Source organism: Sphingomonas sp. JC676 (assembly GCF_014489075.1).
Classification (GTDB): Bacteria; Pseudomonadota; Alphaproteobacteria; order Sphingomonadales; family Sphingomonadaceae; genus Sphingomonas.
On record NZ_JACTGR010000004.1, the window covers coordinates 339,875 to 357,940 of the forward strand.

Below are 18,066 nucleotides of genomic sequence, written 5' to 3' on the forward strand. Positions count from 1 at the left end.
CAGGACACAGACCCATGACATCCCTCATCGACCGCATCCACGACGCGCATCGCGGCATCCGTCCGCATGTGCGGGTCACGCCGCTCGAACATAGCGCGGCGCTTTCCGCGGCGCTCGGCTGCGAGGTGCTGCTCAAATGCGACCATCTTCAGCCGTCCGGCGCGTTCAAGCTGCGCGGCGCCACCAACAAGGTGCGGCTGCTGGCGCACGAGGGCGGGCATCCCGAGGTGGTCACCGCATCGACCGGCAACCATGGCCGCGCGGTCGCCTATGCCGGGCGGCAGTTCGGAATCAAGGTGACCGTCTATGTCGGCAACACCACGCCGCCGGTCAAAGCCGATGCGATCCGGGCCGAGGGCGCGACCCTCGTGACGATCGACGGTGAGTCCCTGGAAGCCGAGCTCGAGGCGCGCCGCGTCGCGCAGGAGAACGGCATCCCCTATGTCGCCCCGTACAACGACTTCGATACGATCGCCGGACAGGGCACGATGGGCATCGAACTCGCCGAGCAGGCGCAGGATCTCGATGCGGTGTTCATCTGCGTTGGCGGCGGCGGCTTGATCAGCGGCGTGGGCACCGCGCTCAAGGCGCTCTCGCCCAGGACCCAGGTCGTCGGCGTCTGGCCCGAGGCTTCGACCTGCATGCTAGACTCGCTCCATGCCGGGAAGATTATCGCGACGCCGGAATATCCCACGCTGTCGGATGGCTCGACGGGCGCAGTCGAGCCCGGATCGGTGACGTTCCCGATCTGCCAGCAGGTAATCGACACCACGCTGACCGTCACCGAGCACGAGATCGCGCGCGGGATGCGTGCTGTCGCCGATGCCGAGCATTGGATGATCGAGGGCGCGGCGGGCGTGGCGATGGCGGGCCTGATGCAGGCAGCCGAAGCGTATCGCGGAAAGAAGGTCGCGGTGGTGCTGTGCGGCCGGAATGTCGGGCTCGAAACCTTCCTCGACGCTATGAAGCTCGGCGCGAGCTGAACCGGTTTGTATTATTGAGGCGAGTGATGCATCAATCGCACGCCAAAGGTGGAGGGATGCAGGATGCGCGGGCTGGTCTGTTTAGGGATGCTCGCGCTGACGGGTCAGGCGCACGCCCAGGATCGCGCGCTCGACACGGTTGAAATATCCGCCGCATCGGTTCGCGACGATCATTTCCCACAGGTCGCGGCGGACTATCCCGACGGGATCGTCGCGCGGCCGCATGTCGAATTCGCCAATTATCTCGGCTTCCGTCCGCTCCAGCTCGATCTTTACCTGCACGCCGATCGGTCCCGGACGAAGCCGCGCCCGCTGATCCTGTGGGTGCATGGCGGCGGGTGGAGTCGCGGCGATGCGCGCGGATCGGGGGCGTTCACCGACTTCCCGGCGGTGCTCGCGATGGTTGCGGCGCGTGGCTATGTCGTCGCCTCGGTCGACTATCGACTGAGCGGTGAGGCGCGCTTTCCTGCGCAGATTCAGGATGTGAAGGCGGCGATCCGCTATCTGCGCAGCAAGGCCGGCGACTATGGCATCGACCCCGAGCGCGTCGTGTTGTGGGGCGGATCGGCCGGCGGGCATCTCGCGGCGCTGGCCGCGACCACCTGCGGCGTCGCCGACTTCGATCCTCCCGCATCGACTGGCCGGCTTGGGCGCTCGGCGGCACAGGGCGCCAAGCCGCTTGCAGTGTCTGATTGCGTCCAGGGCGCCGCGCTCTGGTACGGAGTCTATGATCTTGCCGCGCACGGCAAGGTTGGCCAACGCGGCTCGGCGCTCGGCAATGTCGCGCCGTTTCTCGGCTGCGACGTTGCAGCGTGCCAAGACAAGGCCGAGGCGGCCAGCCCGATCCACCATATCGGCGCTCAGACACCGTCGATCCTGCTGATCCATGGTACGGCGGACGACGAGGTGGCCTATCAGCAGACCGAGGAGATGGCCACAGCGCTCAAGGCGGCCGGGCGGCCGGTGGATGTGCTGCTGATCCCGGAGATGGGGCACGGCCTTATCGGAAGGACGGCCGCGGCAACGCGCGCCGCCAACCTTCAGGCGCTGCAGCGGACGCTCGACTTCTTCGCGAAAATTACTGCGCGGCGCTGAGCAATGCGAGCCGGTCGGCGAGGATCATTGGGATAATCCCGCCCGCGCGCAGCACCGCGGTCTCGAGCATGGTCTCGACCTCGGCGTGCGCGTCGAACTGCACAATGCCGCCACCAGCGTAGCGGATCGTCACGGGCACAAGGGTGCGCGGACCGAGCTGATCGGGGATCGCCTCAATCTGGATCGTGTCGCCGGGTATCAGCTGGAGCGCCGTTGGATGGCGGTCGACGGGCAGGCGCAGCGGCAGGATGCCCATGTTGATCAGGTTGGACCGGTGGATCCGTTCGAAGCTGCTGGCGAGCACAGCGCGGGCGCCGAGCAGGCTCGCGCCTTTCGCGGCCCAGTCGCGCGAGGAACCCATGCCGTAGCGCTCGCCCGCAATGATGACGACCGGCTGGCCCGCTTCGGCGTACCGCGCCGCGGCCTGCCATAGCGGCACACGCTCGCCGCTCGGCGCGTGGATCGTCGCGCCTGGCGCGATTCCTTCGCCGAGCAGGTTGCGGACGCTGCGATTGGTGAAAAGTCCGCGCAGCATCACTTCCCAATTGCCGCGGCGCGACGAGAAGACGTTGAGGTCGGCCGGGTCGGCGCCCTGCTCGACCAACCAGCGCGCCGCATCGCTGTCCGCGGGGATCGCGCCTGCGGGCGAGATATGGTCGGTAGTGAGGTCGTCGCCGAGCACCAGCAGGGGGTGCGCCGCGTAGCTGCCGAGGCGGCTCTCGGCCTCGATCCGCGCGAAGGGCGGCCGGCGAAGATAAGTGGAGCGCACATCCCAGGGATAGAGCGGCGTCGCGGGCGCATCCAGCGCCGCCCAGTCCGCGCTGTCTTCAGCCGCGTCATATGCGGCGGCATAATCGTCGCGGCGGATGGCGGCGGCTGAGGCGGCATCGATCTCGGCGCCGCTCGGCCAGAGGTCGGCGAGGAAGATTGGCTTGCCGTCCAGCGTGAACCCCAGCGGATCGCGCGTGACATCCCCGCTCGCGTCGCCGAGCAGCGCATAGGCGACAACCAAGGCAGGCGAGGCGAGAAAGGCATCGTCCACCAGCGGATGGACGCGCCCGGGAAAGTTTCGGTTGCCCGAAAGCACCGCCGCCGGACGGACCCCTCCTGGTTTCGCCACCGCCGTCATCGCGTCGGTGAGCGGCCCCGAGTTGCCGATGCACACGGCGCAGCCATAGCCGGCGATGCCGAAGCCGAGCGCTTCCAGATCGGCGAGCAGCCCCGCGCGGGTCAGCATCCGCTCAGCGGTGGGCGAGCCCGGCGCAAGCACCGTCTTGACCCAGGCCGGTGGCTTGAGGCCGAGCGCGCGCGCCTTGCGGGCGAACAGTCCGGCAGCAATTAGCTGGCGCGGGTCGGAGGTATTGGTGCAGCTCGTGATCGCGGCGATGGCCACGGGATGCGCCGGGATGCCGCGCGCACTGGAGCCACCGGAGAGCAGCGCGTGCGTATCGGCGGGCGCAATCAGATCCTGTGGACGGCGGGGCCCCGACAGCGAGAGCCCGACCGCGGCGAGGTCGATGTCGACGATCTGGTGATAGACCGGCTTGGCGGCGGGATCGAACCACAAGCCTGTCGCCCGGGCGTAGCTTTCCACCATGTCAATATGCTGATCGTGGCGGCCGGTCTGGCGCAGATAGGCGAGCGTCGCACCGTCGATCGCGAAATAGCCGGTCGACGAACCATATTCGGGTGCCATGTTGGCGATCGTGGCACGGTCGCCTGCCGAAAGCGTCGAGACGCCCGGGCCGAAATATTCAACGAAGCGGCCCGCAAGCGGAAGCTGACGCAGGCAGTGGGTGATGTGGAGCGCGAGGTCGGTCGCGGTCACGCCTTGTGCCAACCGTCCGGCAAGGCGCACGCCGACCACTTCGGGAATGCGCATCATCACCGGCATGCCGAGCATCACGCTCTCCGCTTCCAACCCGCCGACGCCCCAGCCGAGCACCCCGATTCCGTTGACCATCGGCGTGTGGCTGTCGGTGCCGATCAGTGTGTCGGGCATCGCCCAGAGTTCGTCGTCCCCGGCGCTCGACGTGACGACACGCGCCAGCCGTTCGAGATTTATCGTGTGCATGATGCCGGTGCCGGGGGGATGCACCGTGAAGCCGTCGAGTACCGACGATGCCCATTTCATGAAGCGATAGCGCTCGGCGTTGCGCACCATCTCGCGGGCCATGTTGGTCCGCGCCGACGTGGGTGGGCCGAAGACGTCGATCGCAAGGCTGTGATCGGTCGAGACATCGACCGGAAGCACGGGATTGATCGTGGCGGGATCGCCGCCAGCTTCCGCGATCGCGCTGCGCGCCGCGGCCAGATCTACCAAGGCGGGTCCGCACGTCGTGTCGTGCATCATTATGCGGCCGGGCCAGAAGGCGATCTCGGCATCGCTTTGCCCGGTCGCCAGCCACTCCTGCACCGGCGCGAGCGCGCGCTCGTCATCCGCCGATTTGCGCAGCAGGTTCTCGAGCAGAATGCGATGGACATAGGGAAGGCGGCGGACATCGTAACCGGCCAGATCGACGATGCGATATTCGAGTCCGTGATTGCGGATCGTACTGGTGCGGATCATCGGGCGCTTTCCGCGCGCGGGGCGAGGCGGGCCAGCAACACCATCACGAAGGCGACGAGCGTGAGCGCGGCGAGGAAGATCAGACCGAGTGCGGGCCTCCCACTCTCCTTCGCGACGAGCCCTACGGCATAGGGACCGACGAATCCGCCCAGATTGCCGATCGAATTGATCGCCGCGATCGAGACGGCGGCGGTGCTCCGTGAAAGGAAAAGTCCCGGAAGCGTCCAGAACGGCGCTTTGAATGCATAGAAGCCGGTCAGAGCGAGCGCGAGCAAGGCGGCCGATGCGATCACGCCGGCCGCCGCCACGACCGCTGCCAGCCCGATGGCGGCGACGAGCAGGGGCCATGCCGCATGCCGCTGGCGTTCGCCTGTCCTGTCGGATCGGCGCGACCACCAGATCATGCCGATCGTGGCGATCACATAAGGTATCGTGGCAACCAGCCCGACTTCGACATTGCTCATCGACTTGGCGGCGCCCTTGACGATCTGGGGCAGCCAATAGCCGACGCCCAGGCTGCCCGCCTGGTAGACGAAATAGACCATCGACAGATACAGTACCTTGCGATCGGTGATCGCTGCCCAGGTGCCGAGATGCTTCACGCCGTCGCGCGCGGTATGTTCGAGCGCGATCTCGCTTTCCAGCCAGTCGCGCTCCTCCTGCCGCAACCAGCGCGCATTCGCAGGGCGATCGACGAGCAGACGATAGGTGAGCAGCCCGCCGATCACCGCCGGCGCGCCCTCGATCAGGAACATCCAGCGCCAGCCGGTGAGGCCAAAGCCGCTGACATGGTCCATGATGTAGGTGCTGATCGGTGTGCCGATGATGTACGAAACCGGGATGGCCGAGGTGAACAGCGCGACCACCGTCGCCTGTTCCTTGGCGCGGAACCAACTGGTCAGATAGATGATGATCGCCGGGAAATAGCCCGCCTCGGCGATGCCGAGCAGGAAGCGGACGAAATAGAGTTGCCCGCTGTTCTGCACGAACGCGGTCGCCATCGAGACGACACCCATGCCGATCAGGATCCGCGCGATCCAGATGCGCGCGCCGTAGCGCGCCATCAGCATGTTGCTGGGCACTTCGAAGAGGAAATAACCGATGAAGAAGATGCCCGCGGCGAAGCCGAACGCGTCGGCGGTAAGCCCCAGCTCGGCATTCATCTGGAGCGCGGCATAGCCGATATTGGCGCGGTCGATGTACGACACGATGTAGAGCACGAAACACAAGGGCACAATCCGCCGAAACACCCGGCGCATCGTCGCGCGTTCATCTACGGCGCTGACGCCGACCCCTGTTTTTTCCATCTCCATGTGTTGTTCTTTGACATTCGAGAATACAAAGTGCAAGGCTTGTGTGGAGAGGAGTGGCGGATGGCAACGCGGCGGGAAGCGATGGTCGGAGGCGCAGCGCTCGGCCTATCGTTGTTCGGGAATCGGGCGCTGGCTCAGGGAGGGAAAGCAATGCCGCGGATCGTCTATGTCGGTTGCCGCACCAGCCGCGAGCGCAATGCGAAAGGCGACGGGATCGGGGTCTATCGCGCCGATCCTCCGGGCGGCGGCTGGCAGCGGATCCAGCTGCTGGGCGATCTGGTCAACCCGTCCTATCTGACCCTGAATGCCGCGGGGACGATGCTCTATACCGTCCATGGCGACGGCAGCGAAGTCAGCGGATTCCGCATCGAGCGCGACAGCGGGCGTCTGACAAAGGTTACGCGCGCCACGACGGGCGGGCGCAATCCCGTCCACCTCGTCATCCATCCACATCACCCGGTGCTGCTCGTCGCCAATCACGTCGTCTCCGGCGATGTGCGATCCGGGATTGCGAGCATCGGCATCCGGCCCGACGGGACGCTCACCCCGCAACCGCTCGATATCGTGGCCTTCGATGGCAAGGTGGGCCCGCACCGCGTCGAGCAGCCGTTCCCGAAGCCGCATCAGATCGAGCCGGATCGCGCGGGCGGCTTCTTCGCGGTTCCCGACAAGGGATGCGATCGCGTGGACGTCTATACCGTCGATGCGGGTGGCAAGTTCGCGGCGGTCGAGAAGGCTGCTGCAGTGGCACGCGAGGGCTCGGGGCCACGGCATATCGCATACCACCCAGGCGGGCGCTTCGCCTATGCGATCAACGAGCTGGATTCGACCGTGACGGCCTATGCGGTGAACGGGGCCAGCGGTGCGCTGGCCCCGTTCCAGATCCTGTCCTCGCTGCCCGACAGCTTCACCGGCAACAGCCGGGGTGCGGAGATCGCGCTGTCGACGAACGGGCGCTTCGTCTATGCGTCGAACCGCGGCGACGACAGCATCGCGACGTTCGAGATCGACGCACGCACCGGGCGCCTCACCGCGCGCGGCTGGACCGCGACCGGGGGCAGGACACCGCGCTTCTTCGCGATCGCCCCTGGAGGGCAAGCATTGTTCGTCGCGAACGAGGAGAGCCACAACATCGTCCGGCTGCCGATCGGCGCCGACGGCGTGCCGAAAGCGGGCGCAGTGGTCGCCGAGACAGGCAGTCCCACCTGCATCCTTTTCGCTTGAGCCCGGTCTAGCGCCGCTTCGCCGGCGGCGGTGCCACACAGCGGAAACTCGTCGCCGCATGGGTCGGCCCGCCGGCATATTTCGGCTCGGCCGGATAGACGCACACCGGGCGTTGGAAAGCGATCGGCCGGCGGCCGGCAGGAATGCTTGTGTCCTCGGTGGCGTAGCGCGTCGCGATCAGAGACTGCGGCGGGCGCGAATGCTCGACCCAGGATTGGAGCGCGAGAAGCATGTCGTGGCGTGCGTCGCGCACCGGCGGCGTCGAGTCGCGCGTCGCGGTCGAGAAATTGGTCGCGCCCGGCCCGCCCGCGCAATGGTCCATGCCCGGCACCATGAACAGGCGCAGGAACGTCTGCGTCTTGGATTGGCCGCCGCCCATCCGCGCCCGCACGCCGTCATAATAGTTGATCGCCTCGAACGGAGACCCCACCGGGTCCTGCCAGCCCATGAACAGGATCATCTTGCCACCGCTGCGCGAAAAGGCGCGAAGATCGGTTCTCGTCGCATTGAAATCCCTGGCGAGCCGCGCATGCATTGTGTCGACGTCGGCGCCCCAGTCGAACTTCCACCAATTCCATTCGGGGTCGTCGAATACCCAGTAGCGGAACATGTCCGCGCGCGAGGGCTCATCGGTGCGCTTGGTCTCCGACCAATAGCCGGTCCAGCCGGGATGGTCGTCGGCGGTACTGCTCGTCACGCCTTCGGTCCCGAAGGGATAGCCGGGATAGATCTGCGCGCCGGTGCGGGCGTCCTTCGGCCCGTCATAGATGCGCTGCGCGGCGGCGACCTGTTCGCCGGTCAGGCAGGTGCCCGGGCCGTCCTCGGGCTCGCAGCTGAGTGTCGACAGCTTGAATCCGCACATCCGCGGATCGCTCACCACGCCGTCGGCGACCCCGTCCAGCTTGTCGCACGTCTTCGTCACCGCACGGTTGATCAGTAGCAATTCGGGCGCGCCGAGGATCGGATGCTCGTCGTCGTTCGGGCGATGGTTGGAAAGGTAATTCCACAGGAAGGCGAGCGTCAGGTTGGTTCGGTTGTTGCCCGGCGCGCCTGCGATGATGCCGTCGAAATCGTCCGGGTAGCGCTGCGCTTCGCTGAGACCTTGATAACCGCCGGTCGAGCAGCCGCTGAAATAGGACCAGCGCGCGGCCTGGCCGTAAAAGGCGCGGACCACCTGCTTCGCCGCGACCACCGATTCGTGCACGGCACGATGTCCGAAATCGACGATCGGTTCGGGGCGCTTCCAGCCGAAGCGCAGGTCCGATCCCTGATGCCCCGTGTCGGTCGCCACCGCCACGTCGCCGTCGTCGAGCCGCGCGATCATCTGCTTGTACGAGATGTTCGAGATATAGGCGCCGTTGCCGATCATGTGGAGCCGGCCATTCCATCCGGCCGCCGGCAGCCAGACCTCGAAGCCGATCTCGGAGCCGGGTACCGGCCGGCTGATCCCGCGCACGCGGCAGAACGGCTTGAGGCCCGTGTAAGTGCGCCCGCCCCGATCGGCGACGAAATCCTCGACAAAGGTTCCGGAGACCTTCTTCGCTATGAGGATCTCGACATGCGGGATCGCGAGTTCCTTGAGCTTCGCGCAATCGTCGGTCGGGCTGCGTGCCAATGCGGGCGCTACGCCGAGAAAGCTCGTTGCCAGCAATCCGAGAAGCGTCCGTCGCATCACATGCCCTTTTACGCGTTTTCGCAGCTCTGTAGACGACATCGGCGACCCTTTTCTCGTGTCCGCAATCATGTATCACTGAAATTAGAAATACAACTCCTCCGTTGCCGGAACCTGCGGCCGGGGCGAAACATTGTATCGCCGAGAGTGCATTTTTGTCTTTTTAAAACTAGCAAAACAGTGTTACGCACCGAGTCACGAACGAGGGGGTGGCGAATGGCCAGCGCATGTCGCGTAGTCGAGATCTGGGGGACGGCGCGGGAACGCGGAGAGCGCTACGGCGCTGAAACGGCTGGTGAAATTCGCGCCGGCGTGGGCAACTATCTCGCCCAGATGGCGCGCTCAGGCCTGACCGAAGCGGGGCTCGCGGAGTTGACCGAAGCCTATCTCCCGATCATCGAAGCCTTCGACACCGGCCATGTGGAAGAGATGCGCGGCATCGCGGCCGGCGCGGACGTACCGATGGCGCATATCGTGTTGCTCAACGCGCGAACCGAGCTGCTCAAAATGGCCGGCAACCCGGTGCTGCGCGAGGGGTTGGTCGCCGAGCGCGGCATGGACGGATGCACGACCATCATCGTCCAGCCCGAGCGGACCGCGAACGGAGATCTGGTGCATGCCCATAATTGGGACTGGAAGGCGACCTGCGCCGAGACATGTGTAGTGCTTCGCATCCGCGGCGAGAATGGCCCCGACATCCTGACCTTCACCGAGGCCGGGGGGCTGGCGCGGTTCGGCTTCAATTCGGCGGGAATCGCGATCACCGGCAACTATCTGGAATGCGAGCGCGACTATCGGCAGATCGGGGTGCCGCTCGCGCTCCTGCGCAGGAAGGTGCTGCAGGAGCCCAATTATTCGGAGGCATTCAAGTCGGTCTATGCGACACCCAAGTCGGCGTCGAACAACCTGGCGCTGAGCCATGCCGGGACTGGCATCGTCCACGATCTCGAATGCGCGCCCGACGAGACCTTCGTGATAGAACCGACCGATGGCCTGCTCGTCCACGCCAATCACTGGCTTAGCCCGATCGCACTCACCAAGCTGCGCGAAACCGGCGTGCCCGATTCCCCGTGTACCCATTGGCGCCAGCAGCGCGCCGAACGGCTGCTGGCCCGCCGCGATCGGATCGAGATCGACGACATCCGCGGCGTGCTGCTCGATCAGGTCGGGTCGCCGCTCGCGATCTGCGTGCCACCGCGGCCGTCGACGATGACCGGGACCTCCGCCACCGTCGCGTCGCTCATCATGCGGCCGGGTCTGGGCGAGATGGAACTGGCGATGATGCCGGCGCTGGGCGGCGACTATGTGCGCTACACGCTCGAATCGCAGCCAGCTATCGTGCAATCACAAGCCACCAATGCCTAGGGTCCGGATCCGACGCCTATGGCCGATCACGGCGCTCGCGCTGGCGGGGTGCTCATCGGGCATGCCGGCCCAGGAACGGGGGTCGACCCTGCGCGCGCGGCTGAATGCCGATATCATCTCGTCCGATCCTGGCACCAAGCGCGATCTGAACACCGATTCGGTCCTGCTCCATGTCGTCGAGGGGCTGGTAGCCTCGCGCGAGGACGGGTCGATCGGGCCCATGCTGGCAAGCAGTTGGACGATATCGCCGGACCGCAGGACCTATAGTTTCCAGCTCCGCAGAGGCGTGCGCTTTCACAATGGCGCCCTCCTCACGGCGGGCGACGTGGTCTGGTCGCTCAAGCGCTATCTCGCTCCCGCCACGCATTGGCGATGCCGCGCGGATCTGGGGCCCGAGGGAATCGCGCAGATCGTATCGATCACCTCTCCTGATCGGCTGACCGTGCGCCTGGTGCTCGACCGACCCGCACCCTTGTTGCTCAAGACGCTGGCGCGCGCCGATTGTGGCGGCACAGGCATTGTCCACCGCGATTCGGTGGGCAAGGACGGCAAATGGATTCGCCCGATCGGCACCGGGCCGTTCGAGTGGGGTGAGTGGCGGCGCAACCAGTTTGTCGAGCTCGAGCGTTTCGCCGGCTATCAGCCGCTCCCTGGCACCCCTGACGGCAATGGCGGCGGCAAGCAGGCGCTTGTCGATCGCGTTCGCTTCGTCGCTATCCCGGACGGCTCTGCCGCGAGTGCGGCGCTGCTGCGCGGCAGCCTCGACATCCTCGACGGGCTTTCGCCCAACGAACTCGGTGCCGTGAAAGGTGCTGCCGGCGTGCGTCTGGTCGACGCACCGAGCATGGATTTCTTCGGCATCCTTTTCCAGACCAAGGACCCCGTGCTCGCCGATCCGCGTCTGCGCCGCGCGATCGCGCTCAGTATCGACGTCGCTAGCCTGACGCGCGCTGCAACGCACGGTACCGGTACGGCCGACAGTTCGCCGATACCGGTCGCCAGCCCCTATTTTGGCGATGTCGAGCGGCCGCTGATCAAGCGCGATCTCGTTGCCGCGCGCGCGCTGGCGAAAGCCGCAGGCTATGATGGCCGGCCGATCACGTTGATCACAAGCCATGCGCCGCCCGAGATCTACGACGCCGCGATCGTCGTCCAGGCGATGGCGCGTGAAGCGGGGATCAATTTCGAGATCGTCACGCTCGACTGGGCGACGCACCTCGCGCGCTATTCGAGCGGTCAGTACCAGGCGATGCTGTTCGGCTATTCGGCGCGGCTCGATCCGTCACTGCTCTTCAATGCCTTCATTGGTGACAGGAGCGTCGATCCGCGAAAGGTGTGGAATACGCCGGCCGCACTGTCACTGCTGGGCCAGTCTTTCGAGGCTGAAGAACCGCGCGCGCGCCAGGCCGTATTCGACGCGATGGATCGGCGATTCCGTACCGAAGTCCCTGCGGTGATCCTTTACAACAGCCGCCGGGTGACGGCGCTAAGCGAGGGCGTGACGGGGTTTCGGCCCTGGTCCGCGCAGTCCCAGCGGTTGTGGAATGTCGGGCTCGGGGAGCACTGATGCTGCGCTATGTCCTCAAGCGCCTGCTGCTCGCATTGCCGACGCTGTTCCTCGTCGCGCTTGCGGTCTTCTTTCTTGTCCGTCTGATTCCCGGCGATCCGGCGCAAGTGATGCTGGGCGAGGGCGCAGACCCAGCCGCGATCGCCGCGCTGCGAATCGAGCTGGGGCTCGACAGGCCCCTCCCGGTGCAGTTCTTCGCCTGGCTGGGGCAGGTTCTCCAAGGCGATCTTGGGACGTCGATCGTCACGGGCGAGCCGGTCACCGGTCTCGTCCTCACGCGTTTCGAGCTCACCGCGACCGTCGTCATGATCGCGGTCGCGCTGGCGACATGCATCGCGGTGCTGTTCGGCCTGCTCGCGGCGTGGCGGCGCAACCGCCGGCTCGATTGGGCGGTGAACGGGGCGGCGAGCCTGGTGCTCGCGGTGCCGAGCTTCTGGCTGGGGCTGGTCCTGCTTCTGGTCTTTGGCGTGACGCTGCGCTGGCTTCCGGTGGTCGGCTATCTGCCGGTGTCCGAAGGTGGCCTTGCCGCCTTGCTGTTTCTCGTCCTCCCGATCGTGACGCTGACCATATCGGAAAGCGGTGTCCTGACGCGGATGATGCGATCGAGCGCCATCGATGTGCTCAGCCTTGATTACGTGACCCATGCTCGCGCCAAAGGCTTGCGCGAAAGCGTCGTCCTGCGGCGTCATGTGTTTCCCAATGCATTTGCTCCGACGCTCACGCTGGTCGGGCTCACGCTTGGCCATCTGCTCGGCGGCGTCGCAGTGATCGAGACGGTGTTCACGCTGCCGGGACTGGGGCGGCTGATGGTCAATGCCGTGCTGTCGCGCGACTATCCGGTGGTGCAGGGATGCCTGTTGTTCACGGCGTTCGTCTATGTCCTGATCAACCTGATCGTCGACCTGCTCTATCCGTTGTTCGATCCCCGGGTGACGGCCGCATGAAGATTCATGCCAACGCCGTGATCGGCTATGTGCTTGTCGGCCTGCTGGCCGCGACCATCCTGGTCGGGCTGGTCTGGCTGCCCTATGATCCGCTAGCGATCGATCTGGATCATGCGCTCGAGGCGCCGTCGTACGCGCATTGGCTGGGCACCGACGAGTTCGGCCGCGACGTCGCCTCGCGGGCGATGCTTGGTGCACGGATCAGCGCGACGATCGCGGTCCAGACCGTGGCGATCGCCATCGTCGTAGGTTCGGCGCTGGGCGTGCTCGCCGGCTTCTTTCGCGGCTGGACGGACCGGTTGCTGATGACCGTCAACGACGCGCTGCTCGCCTTTCCGGGCATATTGCTCGCGCTGGCGTTGATCGCCGTACTGGGATCGAGCCGGCACAGCATCGTGATCGCGCTCGCCATAGCCTATTTGCCCGCGACCGTGCGCGTGGTGCGATCGGCGGTGCTTTCGATCCGCGAGCGCGAATATGTCGAGGCGTCGAAGGTCGCTGGCGACGCCGCGCTCTATACAATGTGGCGTCACGTCCTTCCCAATGCGCTGCCGCCGATCATCGTGCTGGCGACCAGCCTGTTCGGCTGGGTGGTACTTTCGGAAAGCGCGTTGAGCTTCCTTGGTGTCGGCGTGCCGCCCCCAGCGCCGACCTGGGGCAACATGCTGTCCTCGGCACGGCCCTATATGTACACTGCCGCCTGGCTCAGCGTCGCGCCCGGCCTGTGCATCGTCGCGACGCTGCTCGGCATCAACATGCTGGGCGATGCGCTCCGCGATCGGATCGATCCGCGAGGCAAGCGATGACCGGCGCGCCGCTTCTCGAAATAGAGAATCTGAGGATCGAAGCCGATCAGCCGGGGCGACCGCCGCTGCTCGCCGGGCTGAGCTTCACGCTCGCCGCTGGAGAGCGTATGGCGATCGTGGGCGAGTCCGGAAGCGGCAAGACGATGGCGACGCGTGCGATACCCGGGCTGCTCGCCACGGGCACGCATCGCGCCGCCGGCGCCATCCGCTTCGAGGGTCGTGACCTGGCCAAGCTTGGCGAAGCGGAACTTCGCGCCGTGCGCGGGGCAGGGATCGGCCTGGTCTTCCAGGAGCCGATGACTTCTCTCAATCCGGCACTGGCGATCGGCCGCCAGCTTGCCGAAGGCCTCACGCTGCATTGCGCTCTGAGCGACGCGGAAATCCGGGCGCGCAGCATTGCAATGCTGCAGCGTGTCCATATCCGCGATCCCGAAGCCTGCCTGAAGCGATATCCGCACGAATTTTCCGGGGGCATGCGCCAGCGGATCATGCTCGCGTCGGTGCTGTTGCTGAAACCCCGCTTGCTGATCGCCGACGAGCCGACGACCGCTCTCGACACGCTGAGCCAGCGCGAAGTGCTCGACCTGATGGTTGAGCTGACCGCCGAGACCGGCACGGCGCTGCTGCTGATCACGCATGATCTGGGCCTGGTCGCCAAATATACCGAGCGCGTGCTGGTGCTCGAGAAAGGCGTATTGGTCGAGCAGGGCGCCACGCGTGACGTGCTGTCCGCGCCCAAGCATCCCTATACCGCCAAGCTGGTCGGATCGCTTCCGCGCCGCGACGAAAGCCGCGCACCGGTGGCGGCGGATGCGTCTGCACTGCTTTCGATCGAAAATGTTTGCGTCGACTATGCCGGCAGGCCCGGCATCCTGCGCGCGGGAAAGCCCAGCCGTGTCCTGGATTGCGTCGACCTGAACGTGCGCGAGGGCGAGATCGTCGCACTGGTCGGTGCCAGTGGGTCGGGAAAGACGACGCTCGGCCGCGCGGCACTGGGACTCAAGCCGCTGGCGAGCGGCGCGATCCGTTTCGAAGGGGTTGCGCTGAATGAGATGAACCGTGCGCAGCGTTCGGGATTTCGTCGCGCGGCCCAACTGGTGTTCCAGGACCCGTTCTCCTCGCTGGACCCGCGATTGCGCATCGCCGAGATCGTCGGCGCGGCGCTGCGCCATGTGCCAGGGCTAGATCGCGCCAGCCGGCGCGCGCGCATACGCGCGACGCTGGCCGATGTCGGCCTCGACGGGTTCGGGGACCGCATGCCGCACCAGATGTCTGGCGGCCAGCGTCAGCGCGTGGCAATTGCGCGCGCGATTGTCTCCGAGCCGCGATTGGTTGTCGCCGACGAACCCGTTTCCGCGCTCGATCTGACGATCCAGCTTCAGGTGCTGACATTGTTCCAGAAGCTCCAGGCCGAGCGAGGTTTCGCCTGCCTGTTCATTACGCATGATCTAGCGGTGGTGGAGCAGATTGCCGACCGTGTGGTGGTGCTGGAGGCGGGCAGGATCGTCGAGGAGGGACCTACCGCAGCCGTGTTCGATGCGCCGTCGCACGACTATACGCGCCGCCTCCTTGCCGCGACGCCCGGACTGGCGCTGGCCGGAATAGCGACGGCCTGAGACAATCGTGTGACATTTTGTACTTTACAGCACGTAAAATACATTCCATCACTATCGTAGATAATAATACATCGCAGCGGCAGCTGCGGACAGGGATCCATGCGTATCTAAAGGTGAGGGTTGAACATGTCTCGTCGCGACCAGCTATTGCGTACATTGTCCATGACCGCCGCATTGGCATTCCCCACCACAGGCTGGGCACAGGCGCAGACGGCACCTGCCAAGCAGGCGGAGAAGCCGGAGGCCGACGAGCCAACGGACGAGATCCTGGTCACCGGTGACCGGAACAACAGGTACGGCACGGACGTCGTCCAGTCGGGCAGCTTCCGCAATGCGAAGGTGCTCGACGTTCCGCTCACCATCTCGGTGATCCCCTCGGCGGTGCTCAAGTCGCAGCAGGCCATCGACTTGATCGATGCCGTCCGCAACACCGCCGGCGTGTCCAACACCGGTACTGGCACGGTCGCCTACAACAATCTGACGATCCGCGGCATCGCCGTCGATACGCGCGCCAATTTCCGCCTCGACGGCGCACTCAATATGCTGTCGGCAACCGCATTTCCGCTCGAGGACAAGGACCGCATCGAAGTCCTCAAGGGCGCGTCGGCGCTCTATTACGGCTTTTCTTCGCCCGCGGGCATCGTCAACCTGACAATGAAGCGCGCCACGCCGGAATTGTACATCGCGGAGAATACCTTCTTCGATTCGAACGGCGGCATGGGCGGGCACGTCGATGTCGGGGATACCGTCGGACCGTTCGGCTACCGTCTGAATGGCGTGGCGGCATATCTGGACACCGGCGTGGACATGTCGAAGGGCCACCGCTACGCCGCCGCCGGCACGTTCGACCTTAAGCCGATCGACAAGCTGACTCTGACCGCCGACGTCGAATATTTCGAGAAGTCGATCGATGAGCCGGCGCTGTTCCTGCTGACGATCCCGACGGGTGTGAAGTCGGTCAAGATTCCGGACGTCAAGCTGCTCGATCCGAAGGTCAATATCGGCGGTGCCGACTGGGACGCCAATAAGACCCATGAGCTGAACCTGCTCGGAAAGGCCGTCTACAAATTCTCGGGCGATTGGAACGTGTCTGCGTATTGGGGACGCTCGCGGCTCTCGCGCAAGCGCAACAACCCGCAATTCACGCCGACCAACCTGACGACGTCGATCGACCCCACGAGCCCGACCTATGGCGCCGGCCGCGTCCAGTTCTCCGCGCAGCAGGCCGAGTTCGAGAACATCAACTATGCAGCCGAACTGGCCGGCACGATCCGGATGGGCAACATTCGAAACGAGATCCTGGTCGGCGTATCGCGCTCCATTCGCTCCCTCTCCTCGTCGCCCAACGTGCGCACGCAGTTCACGCAGAACTTCGCGACGCCCCGCTACATTGCCGATCCACATTTGATCTACACGCCGCTTCCGGCATCTTCGAAGGTAGACGACAAGGGCGTCTACATCTTCGATCGCCTGAGCTTCAACGATGTGATCCAGCTGCTCGGCGGCGTCCGCAAGAGCGATTACAAGAACGACGGCTCGATCAACGTTGCCACCAAGACCCCGTACACGGCCAAGCCGACTTCCTATTCGGTCGGTGGCGTGTTCAAGCCGGTGCAGTGGGCGAGCCTCTATGGCACCTATATCGAAGGCCTCGAAGAGACGCCGGCGGCACCGTCGACCACCGACAATGCGACCGAGGTTTTCGCACCTACCACGAGCAAGCAGTATGAAGGCGGCCTCAAGCTGCAGCCCAAGTCGGACCTGCTGATCCAGCTGGCTTATTTCAAGATCGAGCGCGGCGCGGCCTATTCGGCGAACCTGCCGGGCACGACCACGCTGCACTATTATACCAACGGCAAGCAGGTATACGAAGGCGCCGAGGCGAGCCTGACTGGCTATGTCTTTCCCGATCTCGCAATTTATGCGACGGCGACGATCCTGTCTGCGCGCTATCGCGACAACGGTGCGATCGCGGGGAACCGCGTGGACGGCACGCCCAAGAACACTTGGTCGCTGGCCGGCGAATATCAGCCGTCCTGGCTCGATCCCGATCTCAGGGTCACGGCCGGTGTCTACCATACCGGGACACAGGCGATTAACGCTGACAACGTGGCCTTCACGTCTGGCTACACGACGTTCGACGTCGGTGCGTCCTATACTCTGGATCTTGGCGGCCATGAGGTCGTCGCGCGGGTCAACGGCCAGAACATCACCAACAAGCGCTACTGGGCTTCGGTCGGCGGCAACTCGCTTGCCGAATCGCTTCCCGCCACGGTGAAGTTCTCGCTGGGCTTCAAATATTGAACTGGCCCGGGCCGTTTGCCTCACGATAGGGCGGCCCGAGGTCCTAAACGGGTAGGTGACTGGTCGCCTTGACCTCCTCGAGCACCGGATAGGTCCGCGTCTCGCGGATACCCGGCATCGCGACCAGCGTGTCCCCCAGAAAGCTGCGATAGGCCGCTATGTCGGCGACGCGGACCTTGAGCAGATAGTCGAAACCGCCCGCGACCATGTGGCATTCCAGCACTTCGGGCAGCTCCCGGACGTGATCGGCAAACGCCTGGAAGATGTCGGTGGTGGTCCGATCGAGCAGCACTTCGATGAAGATCAGCATCGCCCGATCGAGCTGTCCAGGGTCCAGCAGTGCGGTATAGCCACGAATCACGCCCGAGGCGCGCAGCCGCTTGACGCGATCGAAGCAAGCCGCGGGTGAGATGCCGCAGCGCTGGGCGAGCGCCTGGTTGGTCATCCGCCCATCCTCCTGCAACGCGCGGAGCAGCTTGCGGTCCATTTCGTCCATCGTGCGCGATCTTCGGTTTGGCGTGGAGTTGGACAAATATAATAAGGCAAGATATCGCTAATAACGAAGCACATTCTGCATATTTGCTGCCAGACACCGGAAATCAATTGTC

Annotated in this window: 13 protein-coding genes; 9 read left to right on the forward strand and 4 right to left on the reverse strand. The window is 65.2% G+C overall.

Annotation, left to right across the window (positions count from 1 at the left end):
* Positions 1–14: 14 nt before the first annotated feature.
* Positions 15–983 (forward strand): threonine/serine dehydratase, encoded by a 969-nt coding sequence (locus tag IAG41_RS15170; protein WP_187729487.1) that lies wholly within the window; start codon positions 15–17, stop codon positions 981–983.
* Positions 984–1,046: 63 nt separating this feature from the next.
* Positions 1,047–2,078: an alpha/beta fold hydrolase gene (locus tag IAG41_RS15175; RefSeq protein WP_187729488.1), complete on the forward strand. Its 1,032-nt coding sequence runs from the start codon at positions 1,047–1,049 to the stop codon at positions 2,076–2,078.
* On the opposite strand, the gene acnA is transcribed toward IAG41_RS15175, so the two are convergent.
* Together acnA and IAG41_RS15185 are read right to left on the reverse strand one after the other, a co-directional pair.
* Positions 2,062–4,647, reverse strand: a complete 2,586-nt coding sequence (gene acnA / locus IAG41_RS15180; protein WP_187729489.1) for an aconitate hydratase AcnA — start codon at positions 4,645–4,647, stop codon at positions 2,062–2,064. The genes IAG41_RS15175 and acnA overlap by 17 nt on opposite strands.
* Entirely contained in the window at positions 4,644–5,960 is a 1,317-nt protein-coding gene (locus IAG41_RS15185; protein ID WP_222950717.1) for an MFS transporter, read from the reverse strand. Before IAG41_RS15185 ends, acnA begins: the two co-directional genes overlap by 4 nt.
* A gap of 150 nt (positions 5,961–6,110) precedes the next feature.
* Between IAG41_RS15185 and IAG41_RS15190 the strand changes: the two genes are divergently transcribed.
* Entirely contained in the window at positions 6,111–7,184 is a 1,074-nt protein-coding gene (locus IAG41_RS15190) for a lactonase family protein (protein WP_187729490.1), read from the forward strand.
* A gap of 7 nt (positions 7,185–7,191) precedes the next feature.
* Here IAG41_RS15190 and IAG41_RS15195 read toward each other — a convergent pair whose 3' ends face one another.
* Positions 7,192–8,856 (reverse strand): tannase/feruloyl esterase family alpha/beta hydrolase, encoded by a 1,665-nt coding sequence (locus IAG41_RS15195; protein WP_187729491.1) that lies wholly within the window; start codon positions 8,854–8,856, stop codon positions 7,192–7,194.
* A 216-nt stretch (positions 8,857–9,072) separates the two neighbouring features.
* On the opposite strand from IAG41_RS15195, the gene IAG41_RS15200 reads away from it, so the two are divergent.
* The 6 genes from IAG41_RS15200 (at position 9,073) to IAG41_RS15225 (ending at position 17,458) form a co-directional block, all read left to right on the forward strand.
* Positions 9,073–10,221, forward strand: coding sequence for a C45 family autoproteolytic acyltransferase/hydolase (locus tag IAG41_RS15200; protein WP_187729492.1), 1,149 nt, complete (start codon positions 9,073–9,075; stop codon positions 10,219–10,221).
* Positions 10,214–11,788, forward strand: coding sequence for an ABC transporter substrate-binding protein (locus tag IAG41_RS15205; protein WP_222950718.1), 1,575 nt, complete (start codon positions 10,214–10,216; stop codon positions 11,786–11,788). The genes IAG41_RS15200 and IAG41_RS15205 overlap by 8 nt, the downstream gene beginning before the upstream one ends.
* Positions 11,788–12,732: an ABC transporter permease gene (locus IAG41_RS15210; RefSeq protein WP_187729493.1), complete on the forward strand. Its 945-nt coding sequence runs from the start codon at positions 11,788–11,790 to the stop codon at positions 12,730–12,732. Before IAG41_RS15205 ends, IAG41_RS15210 begins: the two co-directional genes overlap by 1 nt.
* Positions 12,729–13,538, forward strand: a complete 810-nt coding sequence (locus IAG41_RS15215) for an ABC transporter permease (RefSeq protein WP_187729494.1) — start codon at positions 12,729–12,731, stop codon at positions 13,536–13,538. The genes IAG41_RS15210 and IAG41_RS15215 overlap by 4 nt, the downstream gene beginning before the upstream one ends.
* Positions 13,535–15,154, forward strand: coding sequence for a dipeptide ABC transporter ATP-binding protein (locus IAG41_RS15220; protein WP_187729495.1), 1,620 nt, complete (start codon positions 13,535–13,537; stop codon positions 15,152–15,154). The genes IAG41_RS15215 and IAG41_RS15220 overlap by 4 nt, the downstream gene beginning before the upstream one ends.
* 162 nt (positions 15,155–15,316) lie before the next feature.
* A complete protein-coding gene (locus tag IAG41_RS15225; RefSeq protein WP_187729496.1) occupies positions 15,317–17,458 on the forward strand; it encodes a TonB-dependent siderophore receptor in 2,142 nt (713 codons plus the stop codon).
* A gap of 43 nt (positions 17,459–17,501) precedes the next feature.
* Here IAG41_RS15225 and IAG41_RS15230 read toward each other — a convergent pair whose 3' ends face one another.
* Positions 17,502–17,954, reverse strand: a complete 453-nt coding sequence (locus tag IAG41_RS15230) for an Lrp/AsnC ligand binding domain-containing protein (RefSeq protein WP_187729497.1) — start codon at positions 17,952–17,954, stop codon at positions 17,502–17,504.
* Positions 17,955–18,066: the final 112 nt, after the last annotated feature.